10 protein-coding genes are annotated in these 17,588 nt (G+C 32.3%); all 10 read left to right on the forward strand.

All coding sequences use genetic code 11. The features are described from left to right. Positions 1-2 precede the first annotated feature (2 nt). The 10 genes from pglX to HVS_RS02855 all read left to right on the forward strand — a co-directional run bounded on the left by pglX (position 3) and on the right by HVS_RS02855 (position 17,584). Positions 3-3,665, forward strand: a complete 3,663-nt coding sequence (gene pglX / locus HVS_RS02810) for a BREX-1 system adenine-specific DNA-methyltransferase PglX (RefSeq protein WP_101299021.1) — start codon at positions 3-5, stop codon at positions 3,663-3,665. A 13-nt stretch (positions 3,666-3,678) separates the two neighbouring features. Further along, entirely contained in the window at positions 3,679-6,234 is a 2,556-nt protein-coding gene (pglZ, locus tag HVS_RS02815; protein ID WP_101299024.1) for a BREX-1 system phosphatase PglZ type A, read from the forward strand. Between the two features lie 24 nt (positions 6,235-6,258). After that, positions 6,259-8,301, forward strand: a complete 2,043-nt coding sequence (gene brxL / locus HVS_RS02820) for a protease Lon-related BREX system protein BrxL (RefSeq protein WP_101299027.1) — start codon at positions 6,259-6,261, stop codon at positions 8,299-8,301. Positions 8,302-8,507: 206 nt separating this feature from the next. Next, positions 8,508-8,843 (forward strand): hypothetical protein, encoded by a 336-nt coding sequence (locus HVS_RS02825; RefSeq protein ID WP_101299029.1) that lies wholly within the window; start codon positions 8,508-8,510, stop codon positions 8,841-8,843. 176 nt (positions 8,844-9,019) lie between these two features. Continuing rightward, positions 9,020-9,376 carry a hypothetical protein gene (locus HVS_RS02830; protein WP_101299031.1) on the forward strand — a complete coding sequence of 119 codons (357 nt, stop codon included), beginning with the start codon at positions 9,020-9,022 and terminating at the stop codon, positions 9,374-9,376. 269 nt (positions 9,377-9,645) lie between these two features. Then, on the forward strand, positions 9,646-10,476 hold the full coding sequence (locus HVS_RS02835; RefSeq protein ID WP_101299034.1) for a tyrosine-type recombinase/integrase: 831 nt from the start codon (positions 9,646-9,648) through the stop codon (positions 10,474-10,476). Between the two features lie 167 nt (positions 10,477-10,643). Next, a complete protein-coding gene (locus tag HVS_RS02840) occupies positions 10,644-12,083 on the forward strand; it encodes an ISLre2 family transposase (RefSeq protein WP_235827484.1) in 1,440 nt (479 codons plus the stop codon). Positions 12,084-12,673: 590 nt separating this feature from the next. Then, a complete protein-coding gene (locus tag HVS_RS02845) occupies positions 12,674-13,528 on the forward strand; it encodes a hypothetical protein (protein WP_101299036.1) in 855 nt (284 codons plus the stop codon). After that, entirely contained in the window at positions 13,521-16,928 is a 3,408-nt protein-coding gene (locus tag HVS_RS02850) for a DEAD/DEAH box helicase (protein ID WP_159063356.1), read from the forward strand. The genes HVS_RS02845 and HVS_RS02850 overlap by 8 nt, the downstream gene beginning before the upstream one ends. Positions 16,929-17,215: 287 nt before the next feature. Continuing rightward, positions 17,216-17,584 (forward strand): ArsR/SmtB family transcription factor, encoded by a 369-nt coding sequence (locus HVS_RS02855; RefSeq protein WP_101299040.1) that lies wholly within the window; start codon positions 17,216-17,218, stop codon positions 17,582-17,584. The last annotated feature ends 4 nt before the right edge of the window (positions 17,585-17,588 follow it).

Below are 17,588 nucleotides of genomic sequence, written 5' to 3' on the forward strand. Positions count from 1 at the left end.
TAGTGGATAAAACAGCCATTAGAAACTTTGCGGTAAAAGCAAGGCGTAAACTAATAGAAGATATAACCCATAAGGCCTATGAGATAGGGATAACAAAAGATAAGATCTTAGATATAGAAACCTTTGAGGGTGGTTTTAGAGTAAAGGGTAGAGAAAACGGCAAAACCTTTAAGAAATATGAATTAAAGCAGCGTGATAAGTTGATTCAAAATATTAAATATAAGGGCTTTGAACAAGTTATAGAAGAGGTTGCCTATACATGGTTTAACCGTTTTATTGCTCTGCGTTTCATGGAAATTAACAACTATCTTCCTACTGGAGTTAGGGTACTATCCTCAATAGAAGAAGGTAAGACTGAGCCTGATATTATCCAAGAGGCTCTAAACATAGACTTAGATCTTGATCCTGAAATAGTGTATAGACTTCAAGACAGTAACGATACAGAGGATTTATATAGGTATTTGTTAGTTAAGCAATGCAATCAATTAGGCAAAATTATGCCTTCTGTGTTTGAGGAAATCGCTGACTATACGGAATTACTCCTTCCTGACAAACTTCTTGCTGAAGGCTCTGTAATCAGAGATTTAGTGGAAGAAATAGAGGAATATGATTGGAAAATAGAACTAAATGAGGAAGAACAGAAGCAGGAAGAAGAAAAGGGAGAACACGGTATAGAAATTATTGGTTGGCTATATCAGTATTATATTTCTGAAAAGAAAGATGAAGTTTTTGCAGGCCTTAAAAAGAATAAGAAGATTACAAAGGAAAATATCCCTGCTGCTACCCAACTTTTTACACCTAAATGGATAGTAAAGTATATGGTAGAGAATTCATTAGGTAGGCTATGGCTGGAATCCCATCCAAATGAAGAATTAAAGGCTCAATGGAAATATTATTTGGAAGAAGCCGAACAAGAACCGGAAGTTCAAAAACAATTAGATGCACTCAAAGACCCCAACTTAAATCCAGAAGATATTAAGGTATTGGACCCTGCCATGGGCAGTGGCCATATATTAGTTTACGCTTTTGATGTTCTATATGAGATATACCTATCTGCAGGTTATTCAGAAAGAGAAATACCTACTCTTATATTAGAAAAGAACCTTTATGGTCTTGATATAGACGATCGTGCAGGCCAATTAGCCACTTTTGCACTTTTAATGAAGGCAAGAAGTAAAAATAGAAGGATTTTTAGGCACAAACCAAAGATGAACTTGTGCTCTATTCAGGAAAGTAACGATATTCCTAGAGAGGCTATCGAATATTTGGTTAATCCAAAAGAGACTGAACTAGAAAAACATATTCACAGGGGGGACGTTGAATACCTAATCGAAGTCTTCCATGACGCAAAAGAATATGGCTCAATTTTAGATGTGAAAAAAATAGATTTTGACGCTTTAGAAAAAAGGATTGAAGAGATAAGGAGTAATGTTCCAGAAGACCTTTTTGAACTGCAGTATAGAGAGATAATATTAGAAAAAATCCCACCATTGATTCAACAGGCAAAGATAATGAGTCAAAAATATGATGTGGTTGTGACTAATCCGCCGTATATGGGAAGCAGAAAAAGTATGAATAGTTCAATTAAAAAATTTACTGAAAAGAACTACCCTTATTCTAAAGCAGATTTATATGCGTGTTTTATAGAAAAGTGTCTAGAGTATGCAAAAAATAAGTTATTTGTATCTATGATAACCCAACAATCGTTTATGTTTACTGATGATTTTAAGTATCTACGTGAAATGCTCCTAGATAATATTAATATAGTTTGCATGGCACATTTGGGATCGGGAGTGTTTCCAGAGTTAAGTGGAGAGGTAGTACAAACGACAACATTTATAATGAGGAAGTTATTAATTAATGATTATAAAGGTTTATTTATAAGATTAACTGATTTACCAGGGGAACAAAAGGAAGCAGATTTATTGAATTCAAATTATCATTATTCCAAGTATAAAAATTCCGATTTTAAACAGATTGAGGGATTTCCGTTTTCGTACTGGATAAGTGATAAGATGAAAACATCTTTTATATGTAATAAAAAGTTCGAAGAGGTTGGCATACCAAGACAGGGCTTAGCAACTGGTAATAATGAAGTTTTTCTAAGGTTTTGGCATGAAATTAAGTTTTGTGATATCGGATTTGGTTTTGATTCTATAGAAAATTTTCATGAGTCAAAAAGTAAATTTGCACCATATAATAAGGGGGGGAAACAAAGAAGATGGTTCGGTAACAATGATTTTTTAATTAGGTTCGATAAACCTAATTTTGATATACTGGCAAATCAAGGCAATAAATTGCCATCTAGACAATTTTACTTTAAACAATGTATCACATGGTCCGATATATCTGGGAGAAACTTTGCAGGAAGGTATTGTGATAAAGGATTTGTTTTTGATGTCAAAGGATCTAGCGGATTTCCTAATAAAGACAATATATATTATGTTTTGGCCTTTTTAAATTCAAAGGTTGTCCCCAAATATATAGATGCATTAAATCCTACTTTGACAACACAAGTAGGTGATTTAAAACGAATTCCTATAATACAAACTGATAAAACAGTAAAAAACTTAATATCTAATACTACTATTGAGAATGTAAAAATATCAAAAACTGACTGGGATTCCTTTGAAACCTCATGGGACTTTAAAAAACATCCACTATTAACCCATAAAAAAGAGGCGGATACAATAGAGGGAGCATTTACCAACTGGTCTAATTTTGCTGAAAATCAATTTAACCAACTTAAGGCTAACGAGGAGGAACTAAATCGTATTTTCATTGAAATCTATGGACTACAAGATGAACTTACTCCTGAAGTAGCAGATGAGGATATAACCATAAGTAAAGCAGACAGAGAAAGAGATATTAAATCCTTTATCTCATATGCCGCAGGCTGCATGTTTGGACGCTACTCTTTAGATGAAGAAGGTCTAATATATGCTGGTGGAGACTTTGATGATAAGTTTAGGCTGCGTGATGGACAATGGGAGATTAAGACTAAAGAAGGTTGGAAAAAGTCGAGAGTAAACATAGTAGAACATAATGTTATTCCTATTGTTGATGGAGATTATTTTGAAGATGGTATTCTGGAGCGTTTTGTAGAGTTCGTAAAGGTATCTTTTGGTGAAGAAACATTGGAGGAAAATCTAGACTATATTGCTGAAACTTTAGGTAGGAAGGCCAATGAAACTTCAAGACAGGCTATTAGAAGATACTTTTTAAAAGACTTCTATAAAGACCATGTAAGAACATATAAAAAGCGACCTATTTATTGGCTCTTTGATAGTGGAAGGCAGGATGGGTTTAAAGCCCTTATTTACATGCACCGCTACGATCCTTCTACCGTTGCAAGGGTAAGGACTGATTATTTGCATAGTTTGCAGAAAAAGTATGAAGCAGAAATAAACCATCTTGATATTTTAATAGATTCGGATATCTCTCAAAGGGAAAAGGCTGCTGCAAGGAAAAAGAAAGAGACAATTTTAAAGCAGATTGAGGAATGTAGGTTATATGATGAGGCCATAGCCCATATGGCCAATCAAAGGATTGAGATTGATTTAGATGATGGCGTTAAAGTTAATTATGCTAAATTCCAAGGGGTAGAAATACCTCAAGGAAAAGGCAGAAAGCCGCTAAAAGCAGATTTATTAGCGAAGATATAAAGTAGGTGACTATATGAATTTATTGGAAGTAAAAAAAATATTAGAAGAAATATTTAATAAAGAACCTGTGGAAGGGAAAAAGAGAAATATTGTTTTTTGGTATGATGATGAGGGAGAATTTGCTGAAGATATTGAAGAACTTAAATTGGATAATGCCAAGATTATCAAACTTGCTGATAATAATTCCTTCTATATAAAGTATCTTCTTGAAAAAGAAGATACTGAATCTAATTATCTCTTATACTCCCCTTCATCTAAACCAATGCCACGGGATAATTGGCTGTTGGATATTCTGAAATACAGTGAGGAGTTTTCGACTGACAAGGCAACTTTAATCATGAGGGATTTCAAGGTGGGGGATCCTTCATTAAGAAATGTTTTCAAGGGATATCTAAAATTCTTTGGGAATAAAGAAAGATATAGAAAGTTTGCCTCCTACCATATAGATAAATTTACTAAAGAAAAGGTAGATATAGCAGTTCTATCTGCTCTATGCAGATTACCTGTAGCAGATTTTGAACAAGTTGTAAAAAAGGTTTTGATTGAGGAATTAGAAGGAGAAAATAAATATCTAGAGGCTATTGAGAACTTTGGTAATATAGATGCCTTTTGGGATTTAGTTGAGAAAAGATATGGATATAACTATGAGGAGAGATCATTAGAAAAATTAACGATTATGCTTCTTGTTACTCACTTATCTTATACTCTCGAAGAGGATATGCCAACTACATGGGAAGAGTATGTATCTCCTAAAAGGTCAGATGCCATAGTATTTATAAGCAACTTCATGAATCATTCCACCGATGGTAAATACTACGATTTACTGGCAGACAGAGCCCAGGAAACATTAAATGTAAAAGGTTATTTAGATAAATGGGATATAGATAAATATATTGAATGTGATACATTGAGGGCTTTTGATGAAGCAATAATGGATAGGATAATTGGGAACTTAGTAGAAGGTGTCGGAGAATTTGATAGATACCGTAAATTAATCAATAAAAGAAGGACAAGCCATTGGTTTGAAACATATAGAAATCAATATGAAGCCTTATACTTTGCTAATGAACTCCTTGAAATGGAAAAGAGAATTGGTGGAGTTATTAAGGCTGAAACTGCCCATGATTTGATTACTGCTTATACTAAAGAATATTATTTAATGGACTATTTCTACAGGAAGTTTTATCTTCATTACGATAAAGTTACTGACAAAGATCCTTTTGAAAAACTTGCAGAGAGAATTGAAAACACCTATACCCATTGGTATCTGAATGAACTCTCAATAAAATGGTCCGCAGCGGTTCAGGAGGAAATGTTAGAAGAATACTCTTTAGTAGGTATTAAACAACAAAGGGATTTTTACAAAGACATTGTTTCTCCATTTACAAGGAATAACGAAAGAGTATTTGTAATTATTTCCGATGCTTTAAGATATGAAGCAGCAAGAGAACTCCTTAATCTAATTAATAAAGAGGTAAGGGGTATGGCAGAGATTGAGTTTATGCAAGGAGTCATCCCTTCAACTACAAAATATGGTATGGCAAGTTTGCTTCCAAGAAAGGAATTGGTGGTCAATGATAAATCAGATATTATTATTGACGGTATCAGTACCCAGGGAACAGCAAATAGGGGAAAAATAATCGCCAATTATAGTGATAATACTCAGGCAATATCATTTAGTGACATGGTAGATATGCGTAGGGCAGATTACAAGGAAGCCTTTGAAGGGAAAAAACTAATTTATATATACCATGACACAATAGATGCCGTTGGGGAAGTGCCTCAGACGGAAAGAGAGGTTTTTGATGCCGTAGAAAAGGGTTTTGAAGATTTAGTATCGCTAATCAAAAACCTAATAAACCATGTAAGTGCTACAAACATAATAATTACTGCAGATCATGGTTTCATATACAGACGTTCTCAATTAACAGAAGTAGACAAGATTAGCAGATTTGATGCTGAAACCATAGATGCCGGCAGGAGATATATGCTTGCAGAAATTGATGAAGATATTCCAGATACATTACCTATTTCTATGAAATATCTTTTTGGACAGGAGACAAAATTAAAAGCCATTGTTCCAAAAGGTATGATTAGATACAAGGTTCAAGGGGCAGGAGCCAATTATGTCCATGGTGGAGCATCTTTGCAGGAGATAATTGTTCCTGTAATAAGATTTAAGAATATCCGTAAAGATGAGTATAAAGCCACTAAGGTCGAAGTGAAGTTAACCAATATTTCAAGGAAGATTACAAATAGAATCACCTATTTGGAGTTTTTCCAAACAGAAGTGGTAGACGAAAAGAAAGTGCCATTAAAACTAAAACTTTATTTTGTAGATAAAGAAGGTAACCGTATCTCTAATGAAAACATTATAATTGCTGATAGTAGGTCGAAAAACCCTGAAAACCGCACTTATAGAGAGAAGTTTACATTAAGGGATATGGCTTATGACAAGAACAAGGAATATTATTTAATTTTAGAAGATGAAGATGAAACCGTAGAAAAAATATATGAGCGAATACCTTTTACGATAGATTTGCTATTTACAGATGACTTTGGTTTATAAAATTGCAAAGGTGGTGAAAAGGCAGTGGACAGGGACAATAGAGATTTAAATAAAAAATTGAATCAATACTTTCCGGGCAGGGTTGTCCGTAAGGATCTAACTCAAAAAATAAAAGAAGGGGCAAATGTCCCCATATACGTCCTTGAATATTTACTTGGCATGTATTGTGCTACTGATGATGAAGATTCCATAAATGAAGGAGTTAATAGAGTAAAAGCAATACTTGCAGAAAATTATGTTAGGCCAGATGAAGCGGAAAAGATTAAATCCAAAATTCGAGAATTAGGTCAGTATACAGTCATTGATAAGTTGACCGTAAGGCTCAATGAAAAGAGAGACGTTTATGAGGCAGAGTTTTCTAATTTAGGGTTAAAGGGCGTAGAAGTAGAAGCGAATTATGTGAAAGAATTTGAGAAACTTCTTGCTGGTGGTATATGGTGCATTCTTAAAATTCAATACTATTATGACGAAGAGTTAAGGAATGCGAACCCTTTTATTATAAATAGTTTAAAACCCATTCAAATTCCAAACTTGGATATGGATGAGATATTGAGTGGAAGAAAATATTTTACCAAGGATGAATGGATTGATATCCTTTTAAGATCCGTGGGCATGGAACCTACTCAATTAGAGGAAAAAGTTAAGTGGCACCTTCTTGCCCGAATGATTCCTCTTGTTGAGAACAACTATAATCTCTGTGAATTGGGGCCAAGAGGGACAGGTAAATCTCATATATATAAGGAAATATCCCCAAACTCTATTCTAATATCGGGGGGACAAACTACTGTAGCCAATTTATTTTACAATATGAACACCAGGAAAATCGGATTAGTCGGCTTATGGGATGTAGTAGCCTTTGATGAAGTGGCTGGAATTACCTTTAAAGATAAAGACGGTATTCAGATTATGAAGGATTATATGGCTTCAGGTTCGTTTGCCAGGGGAAAAGAATTGAAGAATGCTTCTGCCTCTATGGTTTTTGTTGGTAACATCAATCAATCTGTGGACGTTCTTTTAAAAACATCCCATTTATTTGAACCATTTCCAGAGGCAATGGCATACGACTCTGCTTTTTTTGATAGAATGCACTATTATATTCCAGGTTGGGAAATACCTAAATATAGGCCAGAGTTTTTTACTAATGAATATGGCTTTATTACTGACTATATTGCAGAGTTTTTTAGGGAAATGAGAAAAAGATCCTATGGCGATAGTATAGATAAATACTTTAGACTTGGCAACAACCTAAACCAAAGAGATGTTATTGCGGTAAGGAAAACTGTATCAGGACTGATCAAATTAATTTATCCCCATGGGGAATTTAATAAAGAAGATATAGAGGAAATCCTAAGGTATGCCTTAGTTGGAAGAAGACGAGTAAAAGAACAATTAAAGAAAATTGGTGGCATGGAGTTTTACGATGTTCATTTTTCCTACATAGATAATGAAACCTTTGAGGAAGAATTCGTATCGGTTCCAGAACAAGGTGGCGACAAACTGATACCTGAAGGAATGGGAAAACCAGGACATATTTATACAGTTGCCCATGGTGATTCAGGGATGATCGGAGTATATAAAATAGAAACCGAGGTTGTCTCTGGGACGGGGAAGTTTGAACGGACAGGATTGGGGACTAGTAGGGAAGCAAGGGAGAATTTAAATACTGCCTTTAACTATTTTAAAGCAAACAAAAAGAATATTAGTGGAGCAATTTCTTTAAACAACAATGACTTTTTAATGCATGTTCAAGATTTGCAGGGGATTGGTATGACTTCGCAATTGACTTTAGCAGCCTTTATTGCCCTTTGTTCTGGAGCATTAAAAAAACCTGTATTAAGTCAACTGGTGGTATTGGGCTCAATGAGCATAGGGGGAACCATTAATAAGGTGGAGGAACTGGCATCTACACTTCAAGTTTGTTTTGATGCAGGAGCGAAAAAAGTACTCCTACCTATGGCTTCTGCCGCAGACATTAACACAGTTCCGCCAGAGTTATTTTCTAAATTTCAGATATCTTTTTACCAAAGCCCTGAAGATGCAGTATACAAAGCATTGGGAGTTGAATAACATATATAAATGGAGTTGAATATAGTTTGTGAGATGTTAAAGTCAAAGGCAATTTGCCCTTGGCTTTTATTTTTGTTGTAGATGTAAAATAAAAGGATGAAAAATTATAGTTTCATGCAACAAATAGATATCAAGTATGGAAGTTATAAGAAAGTGATGGTACACTGTATACGCTTTAAACAAATTAGAGAACGGGAGGGAATATTATGCATGAAATTAAGAATTTAGATGCTTTAGAACTATCCGAGTCACTATTAGATACTTATAAATGCGTTCATGGTTTTGGATTTAATGGCCATTTTATATCACTAATGCCAACAAAACATTATTATTATTTAGCCTATAAACATAGGGACAGTCTTGATGAACACAGGCTTTTCAAATTTGTTGAAGTCAAGGAATCATATGAAGAAGGTGAAATTTATAATGTTTTACTGGAGATTAGAAAAGAGTATGGTCATGACCATGAAAATAGTGAATATGATGAGGATTACAAGGAACTAATAGATTATCTGATAAGTAGAGGTGATAAGGGGATTTAGGAAAATTGTTCAAAATATTGCTGCCAAAAAATTTGACAGAATGAGTAGTTTGAAATATCATTATAAGTGATAATAAAATAATCTTAAATCAAAGTAAACTAACATAGCAAATTTGCCCGGAAAAGAGGGTTTTGCCGTGTTAGTTTTTTGTTTATTTAGAAAGGAGAGATGTTTTAATGAGAAGGGTTAATGTTTATGAAAGTGAATTTTGCAATAAGATTGTTGCCAGAGTAAAATATAATGAAAAATTAGATTACTGGAATGGACGTAACTGGGGTAATGGAGGTTTAGGAATGCATAAAGGCATTACCAAGTTAAAAGACGGCAGGTTTGTTATTATTATAGGTTCTCAAATTCAAGGCTCAAAAGACTATGCCTATATAGTAAGTAAAGAAGAGGCATTACAGGAAGTTTTAGAGTCAGGTAATGTGGAACTATTAGAAGAGCAAAAATTTGCTGAACTAAAAACTCTGTATGAGAAATTATGTGATTTAGAAGAAATTGATGAGGCAGAAACTACTTCAGAGCAATGAAAAGGTTATAAAGGGTTATGTAGGGAGTCGGGCTATAAGCCTAGACTCCTTTTTAAATTGCAACTGCTTTCGTAGATTACCCTAATTTATATTTGTAATACTTAGCCTACGAAGAGATTAGGGCTAAAAAATATTTCAACATAATATAAATTATGCTGCCGAAGGACCTGACTTTAGTTTCAAAAAGCGGTAACATCGATATATAAATTCAACATAATTTTCGGGAATTTAGAAACTTGATTGGCAACATAATTTATGGAGGTGAAATTTTGTTAGAGGCATTTAGAGAGTATTTAACATTACAAGGAAAAAGTAAAAACACTATTAATAGTTACTATTTGCATATTAAAGGTTATTGCCAATGGTATTTGGAGTCCTTTGACAGAGAATGTTCGGTGCTATACCGGGAAAACGTCTTAGATTATATCAGTTATCTTCGTAACATAAAGAAAGATAATGGGAGAACAATAAATTGCAAGATCAGTGCATTAATAAAGTATAATGAATTTTTAGTTGAGAATGGCATACAACAGGACCAAGTAGTTTCAAAGAAGGATAATATTAAGGTTCAGCAGACATATGCAAATCCTTCGGATATAACTAAACAGGAAGTAGATGCTTTTAGACAACAACTATTACAAGATGGGCACCGGGATATTTATTGTTTGGCGACATTGTTAGCATACGCAGGTCTAAGGATTAGTGAAGCACTTCATATTCAGTTAACAGACTTCAATTTATCAGTTGGAGAGTTAAAGGTTATGGGTAAGGGAGATAAAGACAGAGTTGTTTATTTAAATGATAAGATTATTAATAGTATAAGAGAGTTCTTAAGAGTGAGAGAAAGTGAAAGTTCATATTTATTTGCAAATAGTAATGGTAATGTGATTCATAGGTCAACAGTTAATAAGGTTTTTAATAAGTATAGCGATAAGATCACGCCTCATACATTACGACATTTTTTCTGCACAATTGCATTAGAAGGTGGGCTTTCGGTTCACGAGGTCGCATACCTAGCAGGGCATAGCAACATTCATACAACACTTCTTTATTTAAATCCGAGTAGAGAATCAATGAGAAATAAAGTAAACCAATTATGATATTTCAATATTTAGACTATGGTAACCAGCCATGGTCATTTTTTTAGTTAGCGTAAAGTTATTGTAGGGAATGAGACATAAAATACCATATATAATTGAAAAGAAGATGACATCCTGTTAAGATATTAATTAACCAAAAATAATAAATAGAAAGGATGACATCTTCTATGTATAATAGTATACAACATTTTAATGAATTTGGGGTAAAAAGAATTGAAAAAAAGATAAAAAATTTTATTGAAGAAGGAAAAGACTTAGCTGATCTTGTTCTTGGTCTAAAAGAAGATTTATTTAAACTTGGACGCGATATACTTAAAGAAGTGCTTGAAGATATGGATGAATATTTCCGTAACTGTGAAATAAGGAAACAGTATTGGGAAATTATAAGAAAAGATAAAACAGCTATTTTAACGACATTTGGAACACTAAGTTATAACAGGACATATTTTAAGCATAAGGAAAATGGTAATAGACAACACCTAGTCGACAGGATTGTAGGTGTAGAACCACATGACAGAGTAAGTGCCGATGTTGTAATTAATGCAATAGATGAAGCAGCTGACAGCAGCTACAGAAAGGCAGGAGAAAAGGCGACATATATTGATGAAATCAGCAAACAAGCAGTGATGAATAAAATACATAATATTGAAATAGTTGAGCCTGAAATAAAAGTAGATAAAAAGAGAGAAGTAAAAATATTGTATGTTGAGGCCGATGAGGACCATGTAGCATTACAACAAAAAAGTATATTGAGACAGAATGAGAAGGGCAAGAGAAATACAATTATGCCAAAACTTGTATATGTGCATGAGGGAATTGACTTTGAAAAAAGTAATAAGAAGAGAAAAGTATTAAAGAATGTTCGATATTTTGGGGGAGTGTATAAGAATTCAGAAGATTTGTGGCTTGAAGTATCGGAATACATATATAAACAATATGACGTTGATTTTTTAGAGACGGTGTATATATCAGGAGATGGGGCGTCATGGATAAGGCAAGGAGTTAACTGTCTTTCAAAAAGTAAATTTGTACTTGATAGATACCATCTTCAAAAATACGTAAGAGTTGCGACCACACATTTAAATGATGAAGCAATAAGCCAAGATTTACAGGAGGCTTTGAATTTATCTGATAAAAAAATGCTAACAAAGGTTTTTAAAAAGATAATTGAAAAGACAGGCGATAATGAAAATAAAATAAAGGCTATAAAAAATGCAAAGCGATATATTTTAAATAATTGGGATGGTATAGAAATAAGGTCAAACAGAGGAATAGTGGGTTGTAGTGCTGAAGGTCATGTGAGTCATGTATTTTCATCCCGTTTAAGTTCAAGACCTAAAGGCTGGTCGAGAAAAGGTGTAGAAAAGATGTCAAAGCTAATAATATACAAGAAGAATGGCGGTAAGGTATATGACATAGTTATGGCACAAAAACAAAAAAAGTTAGCATCTAGTAGGCAAGAAATTCAGGAAAAATTAATTAAGGAATTAAAGAAGTCATCAAACAGGTATGAGAGTGTATGGAATAGTAATTTAACTGTTATTCATAAGGGGTGTAAAACTGGTTTATATAAAGAATTAAGGCGTATTATAGGTATATGCGGATAGGGATGAGGTAATAATAAAGCAAAAATTACGGGAAAGTTTACAAGTAAGCCTATCCAATAGGAATTATACATATCTGGAAAAAAGACAAAGAAAAAGAAAAAACATAAAAAAAGAAAAAGAAAAGAAAAAAGCAAAACTTTAGTACCATGACCCGCGGAGCCCTACTACTTGTCAAGGCCGGGCTTTGCCCGCTTGTTTTAGCCTTGACAAAATGGAAAATGGTACAATAGAAATACTTTTTTCTTTTAAAAGTAGCGTTAAAATGTGAAGGAACATAGATAACAAAACGTACTAATTTGTCACAAGTATTGAGTAAAATGAATTCTTTATAGAAAGAAAGAGTTATATGGTATAATAGACAATAAGTTAGAGGAATTATAAAAGAAAATAAGGCTCAAAATGATGTAAAACACTTTCGTTACTAAGAGACCGTTATTTGAAATAGTTGCACAAATAAAAAATGGGATGCCATCTACTTTTCTTTTTCCTACAATAAATTGACGCTATCATTTTTTTAAGAGAAAATGACAAAATATTTCTATATGTTGTATAATTAAATTATGTAGAACTGAGGGTGTTAGGGGGATACTATGAGAAGGTGGTTAAAAGAGATTAAGAGAGAAGAGTATATTGAGTATTATATAAGGTTTGATTATATTATTGACGAAAAAGAAGCAGATAAAGAATTAGATAAAGAATTAAAGATGGAAGAGTTTAAAAATGCCTTTCTATCGTATTTTCTAAGTAAAAATATTTCAAAGGATTATCTAATAGATGATGATAAAAATATTTGTATAAGTAACATTTCGCCAGAAAATAGAGAGTTAGTATCACAAATCATTTCAAACATTTTTGAAAGAGAAAATAAAGAAAATAATATAAAAGGTTTAATCGGAGAAAGTATATGTACTTGGCTATGTGAAACTTTTGATTCTAAGCCTATTTTATTTCAACCTGTTAAGAGGGGAAATGCTTCTGAACAAGGCACTGACAGATGGGAACTAAGATATAATAATGAAAGCAAAATAATACTAAGGATATGGAGTGCTAAATGCACAGAAAACAGACCATCAACAAGAGCAGCAGAGATCAGAAAGAATGATTTTTCGTCTGTAGAAGTAATTGGGATATTAGATCAGGTAACTGACTTGATACAGCATAGCAGAGGTATTAATTTGAGATTAGAGGATATAAAGAAAATACGATTATCTGCCTTAAAGCCAGATTCTCTTTTATCTTTTGGAGTGGCAATGATAATTGATTGGAAGTTATATGAAGATATGTATGGAGAAACTCGTGGAAGAAGGTTAAATATATTTACTCAACCTTTTGCAGATAATGCAGAAAAGATAGTACGCATGGTACCAATTGGGGATTTGAAAGAATACGTTTCAACTTTCGATATTAATTTAGAAAATGAATTGGCAGGTGAATATTATGTCTGATTTGCTTACCATTGAATCACTATGCCAAGGGTTGAATGGTTATAAGAATCATATAGAAATTAATCATAGAATAAATGAAATTCATTTTTTAATTACAAAGTATTTATTAAGTATTGATAATGATATCGATACTATTGAGTACATAGATTTAAAGAAACTTAAAGAAATAGCCCTATACCTTTTTGATATAGTTATAGATGACCTGTTTTTAAGAGATATTGAGCCAGAATCAAGAAAGACTATATTTACTCTATGTCAAAATATTTTTGAACAGTTATGCAAAATATATCAAAAGGATTATGATAGATATAAGAATGAATACTTTGAATTAACATTTATGGCAATAGCATGTGCATCCATAGGTAAGAATCCTGCTAAATCATTTGTGCTTTTCAAAAAATATGTAGATGGTTTCATCACTATTAATACTATTGAAGAAAAGATATTACTTTTACTTAATGCATATTTGGCAAAAGATTATAAGTTTGTAGAAAATAAGAAGACTGACATCCTAGTAAGCATTAAAAAAGGGGATATTCAAGATGATCTCAATAAAGTATTGATTAAAATATTTTTACAAACATTAAAAATGATAAACTATTTTAAAACAGGAAATGAAAAGTTAATTGCACATGCAGTGAAAGAATTGGAAGAGATAAGACAATATTGCCTAGACAATGACTATTACAGAGAAATATGGATAATAAAAGTTCTTATTAAGCACATAAATGTTTCTGTTAGAAATTCCATGTGGAAAGTTTTAGGCCCATTTCTAAGTCCTGATACTATAAAATTGTTTGTAGAAGATCAGGAAAGACCTCTTTTTGAACTATGGGAACACCAGAGAGAAATTGTAGAATGTTCACTTTTTACAAATGAACACAAGATAATTCATATTCCAACAAGTTCTGGAAAAAGTTTGATAGCACAATTAACCATATTAAAAGTTTTGGAAGAGACTGAAGATGCTACATGTGTATATGTAGTACCTACGAATGCTTTGTTAAATCAGGTTAGAAATGATTTAAATAGTATATTAGGTAAGATGAATCTTAATGTAGAAACTTTAATATCTGGATATGATGTTATCAACTCAGATATTGAAGAAAATCAACTTGATACATCAAGAGTAATAATTGTAACTCAAGAGAAATTAGACAGTTTAATAAGAAGAGAAGACGATTTTATTAAAAAATGTAAATTGTTTATTTTTGACGAGTTCCAAAATATTTCACAAGGATCCAGAGGTCTATTATTGGAGTTAATTGTTACAAAAATAAAGTGTTTTAATATCGGAAATCAACCTAAATTAGTATTTCTATCTGCTGTTTTGCCTAATATACTTTCATTTAAAAAGTGGATAGGTGAAGATATAACTTGTGATTACTCAAATATAGATTGCAGGCCAACGAGGCAAGTGAAATCTATAGGGTATTTTAAGAGAAGTATGCCTTCAAAAGGTAGAACAACTAAATATAATGAGACTATTGATAGTAACTTAAGAATATTTTATGAAAATGATGGCGTAGGCAATATTAAACTTCCAACAATTGAAAGACAATTAACTAATAAGTCAAAGTATTATAGAATGCAGAATTTCTGTGCAGACTTATCAGAGAGATTTGCTAACATAGGAAATGTATTAGTCTATTTACCAAATACAAGATGGTTTAAATCATTTTGTAATGCTATGTGTGAAAAAGATTTAATGATTTCAACACATGAAGCATTAGTTTTAAAAGATATAGCAGAATATGTTGCTTTAACCATGAAGGTCGACCATTATCTTGTAAATTCTATAAAAAAGGGAATAGCATACCACCACAAAAATTTACCAGATAATGTAAAGAGAGTTATTGAAGTATATTTTAAAAGAGGAATTATAAAGGTTCTCGCATCAACCAGCACATTAGCACAGGGACTTAATTTTCCCATTTCCACTATCATTGTTGGTTCTTTAAACGTTGGAGGTAATGTCTTAACACCTGCTGATTTCCAAAATCTAGTTGGAAGAGCAGGTCGAGCAATGAGAGAAACTGAAGGATACGTTGTATTAGCATTGCCGATAAAATCTGAATACTCGCAAAATTATAATGAAAGATATATTGATAGAATAAACAGTGAATATTTATCTATTAATACTGAAGATATAGTAGTTAAAAGCACAATTCAAAATTTGATTGAGGTTTTAAAAAAGCAGGAATCTGATCTTGACAGGCAAGAAAAAGAACTAATTAGGACATATAACTCTATTATATTTGATTTGGAGCAGACTGGTTTGCTTGAGGAAGATGAATCATATGATAGTATAATAAACTCACTATTTTTTAGTGTAGAAGCAACTGAAGAAGATAAGAATGATTTAAAGTCATTTACAAAAGAAATGGTTGCTGCAATAAAGTTTAAGATTTCAGCCATTGAAGATACTTCTATGAGAAAGATACTTAAACAATCGGGTTTAAGCCTAGATAGTTCAATTGTTATTTATGAAGCCATTATTGAATTTTATAATAACAATATAGGTTCGGTTTTTGAAAGTAATAGATTAAATAAGCATTTTATTAGTTTAATCGACAGTGTTAAGAATATTCCTGAGTTTTATATAGATAAGGACGGAGAGTTTATATTCAATTGTATAAATTCTTGGATATTTCTTTCATCCTATAAAGATATATGTGAACAATATTTTGGTGGCAACTATGATAATTGTATAAATTTTATCAGTGAAAATATTGTATACAAATCAGCATGGGCATTTAGTATAATATATCAAATTTTTGAAAGGTTATTATTGGATCAACTTGATGAACTACCTTATAATAGTGACTTTATTAGATTGTTGACAGATTTTAGTTATTTACCAGCATATTGTAAGTTTGGTGTATATAATAGAAATATGATTGAAATATTAGAAAGTGGTCTGTACGAAAGAGAATTGCTGATAAAAGTTCATACTTTATTTGAATTGCATACTCAGTTAGTAGAGTATGACCTACAATTATTCTATTCTTGGGCATCTGCTGTCACTCTTGTAGATGTTGAAGATAGAAATATTAAGATAAGTAAACATGAAAAACAAATGTGGAATGATTATAAGAAATCAATACTTGGAGAGATCAAATTAGAAATTGATATAGTGTCTGTTTCAATAAAAGGATATGGTATGTATGATAGAAAATATTTGGTTAGGGGTGAACCATTAATATTAATACATGAACCAGAAAATCAATATGATCCTAATGCAATTAAGATATTATCATTAGATAATAAAATGTTAGGTTATGTTCCAAAGGGGCAAACAGAAATAATAAACGACTTTATTATTAATAAAAAAGCATGGATGGTCTTCAATAAAGTTGATAAGGGAGAACGTGTATGTTACTTATATATAATAAAGTAGATTCCTTTGTTTATTTACACACGAGTTTGTTTACAATTACAAAGTTTGCTTATTGCAAGCGCCAACCGTCAGGGGGGAGAATTCCCTTTGGCGGTTTTTTTATGTGTAAAAATTGAAAAAACTTTTGTGTAAATGGACTTTTTGACCCAAAAACTCCAAAATGTAAGATTTTATGAGATCAGGGTCAAGGGTGAAGGGGTTGAATTTAATTAAGTATTGACTTAAATAAAAAGTGGGTATATACTTTAATTAAGTAGATACTTAATTAAATAGAATGGAGGTTAAATATGAAGATAACAAAGGTACTTAAAGCCATAGCCGATGAAACGAGATTTAAAATGCTTAAATTACTTTTACAACATAATTATTGCGTAAGAGCATTGTCAAGAAAACTTGAGTTGTCGGAATCGGCAATATCACAGCACATAAAAGTTTTAAGGGAAGCAGGTCTGCTTATAGGAGTGAAAAAGGGTTACTACATGCATTATGATGTAGACAGAAACACCCTGCATAAACTCTCTTCTAAAATTGAAGAACTTGCTGTAATTGAACGGAAAGTTTGTAATCCTGAAAATGTAGGGTGTGAATCTTTTGAACGGAAGATGTGTCATGTACAAAGTAGGGGTCATAAGTGTTCTAATGAAGTACAGTCCTAATATT

It is taken from the genome of Acetivibrio saccincola, assembly GCF_002844395.1.
Classification (GTDB): domain Bacteria; phylum Bacillota; class Clostridia; order Acetivibrionales; family Acetivibrionaceae; genus Herbivorax; species Herbivorax saccincola.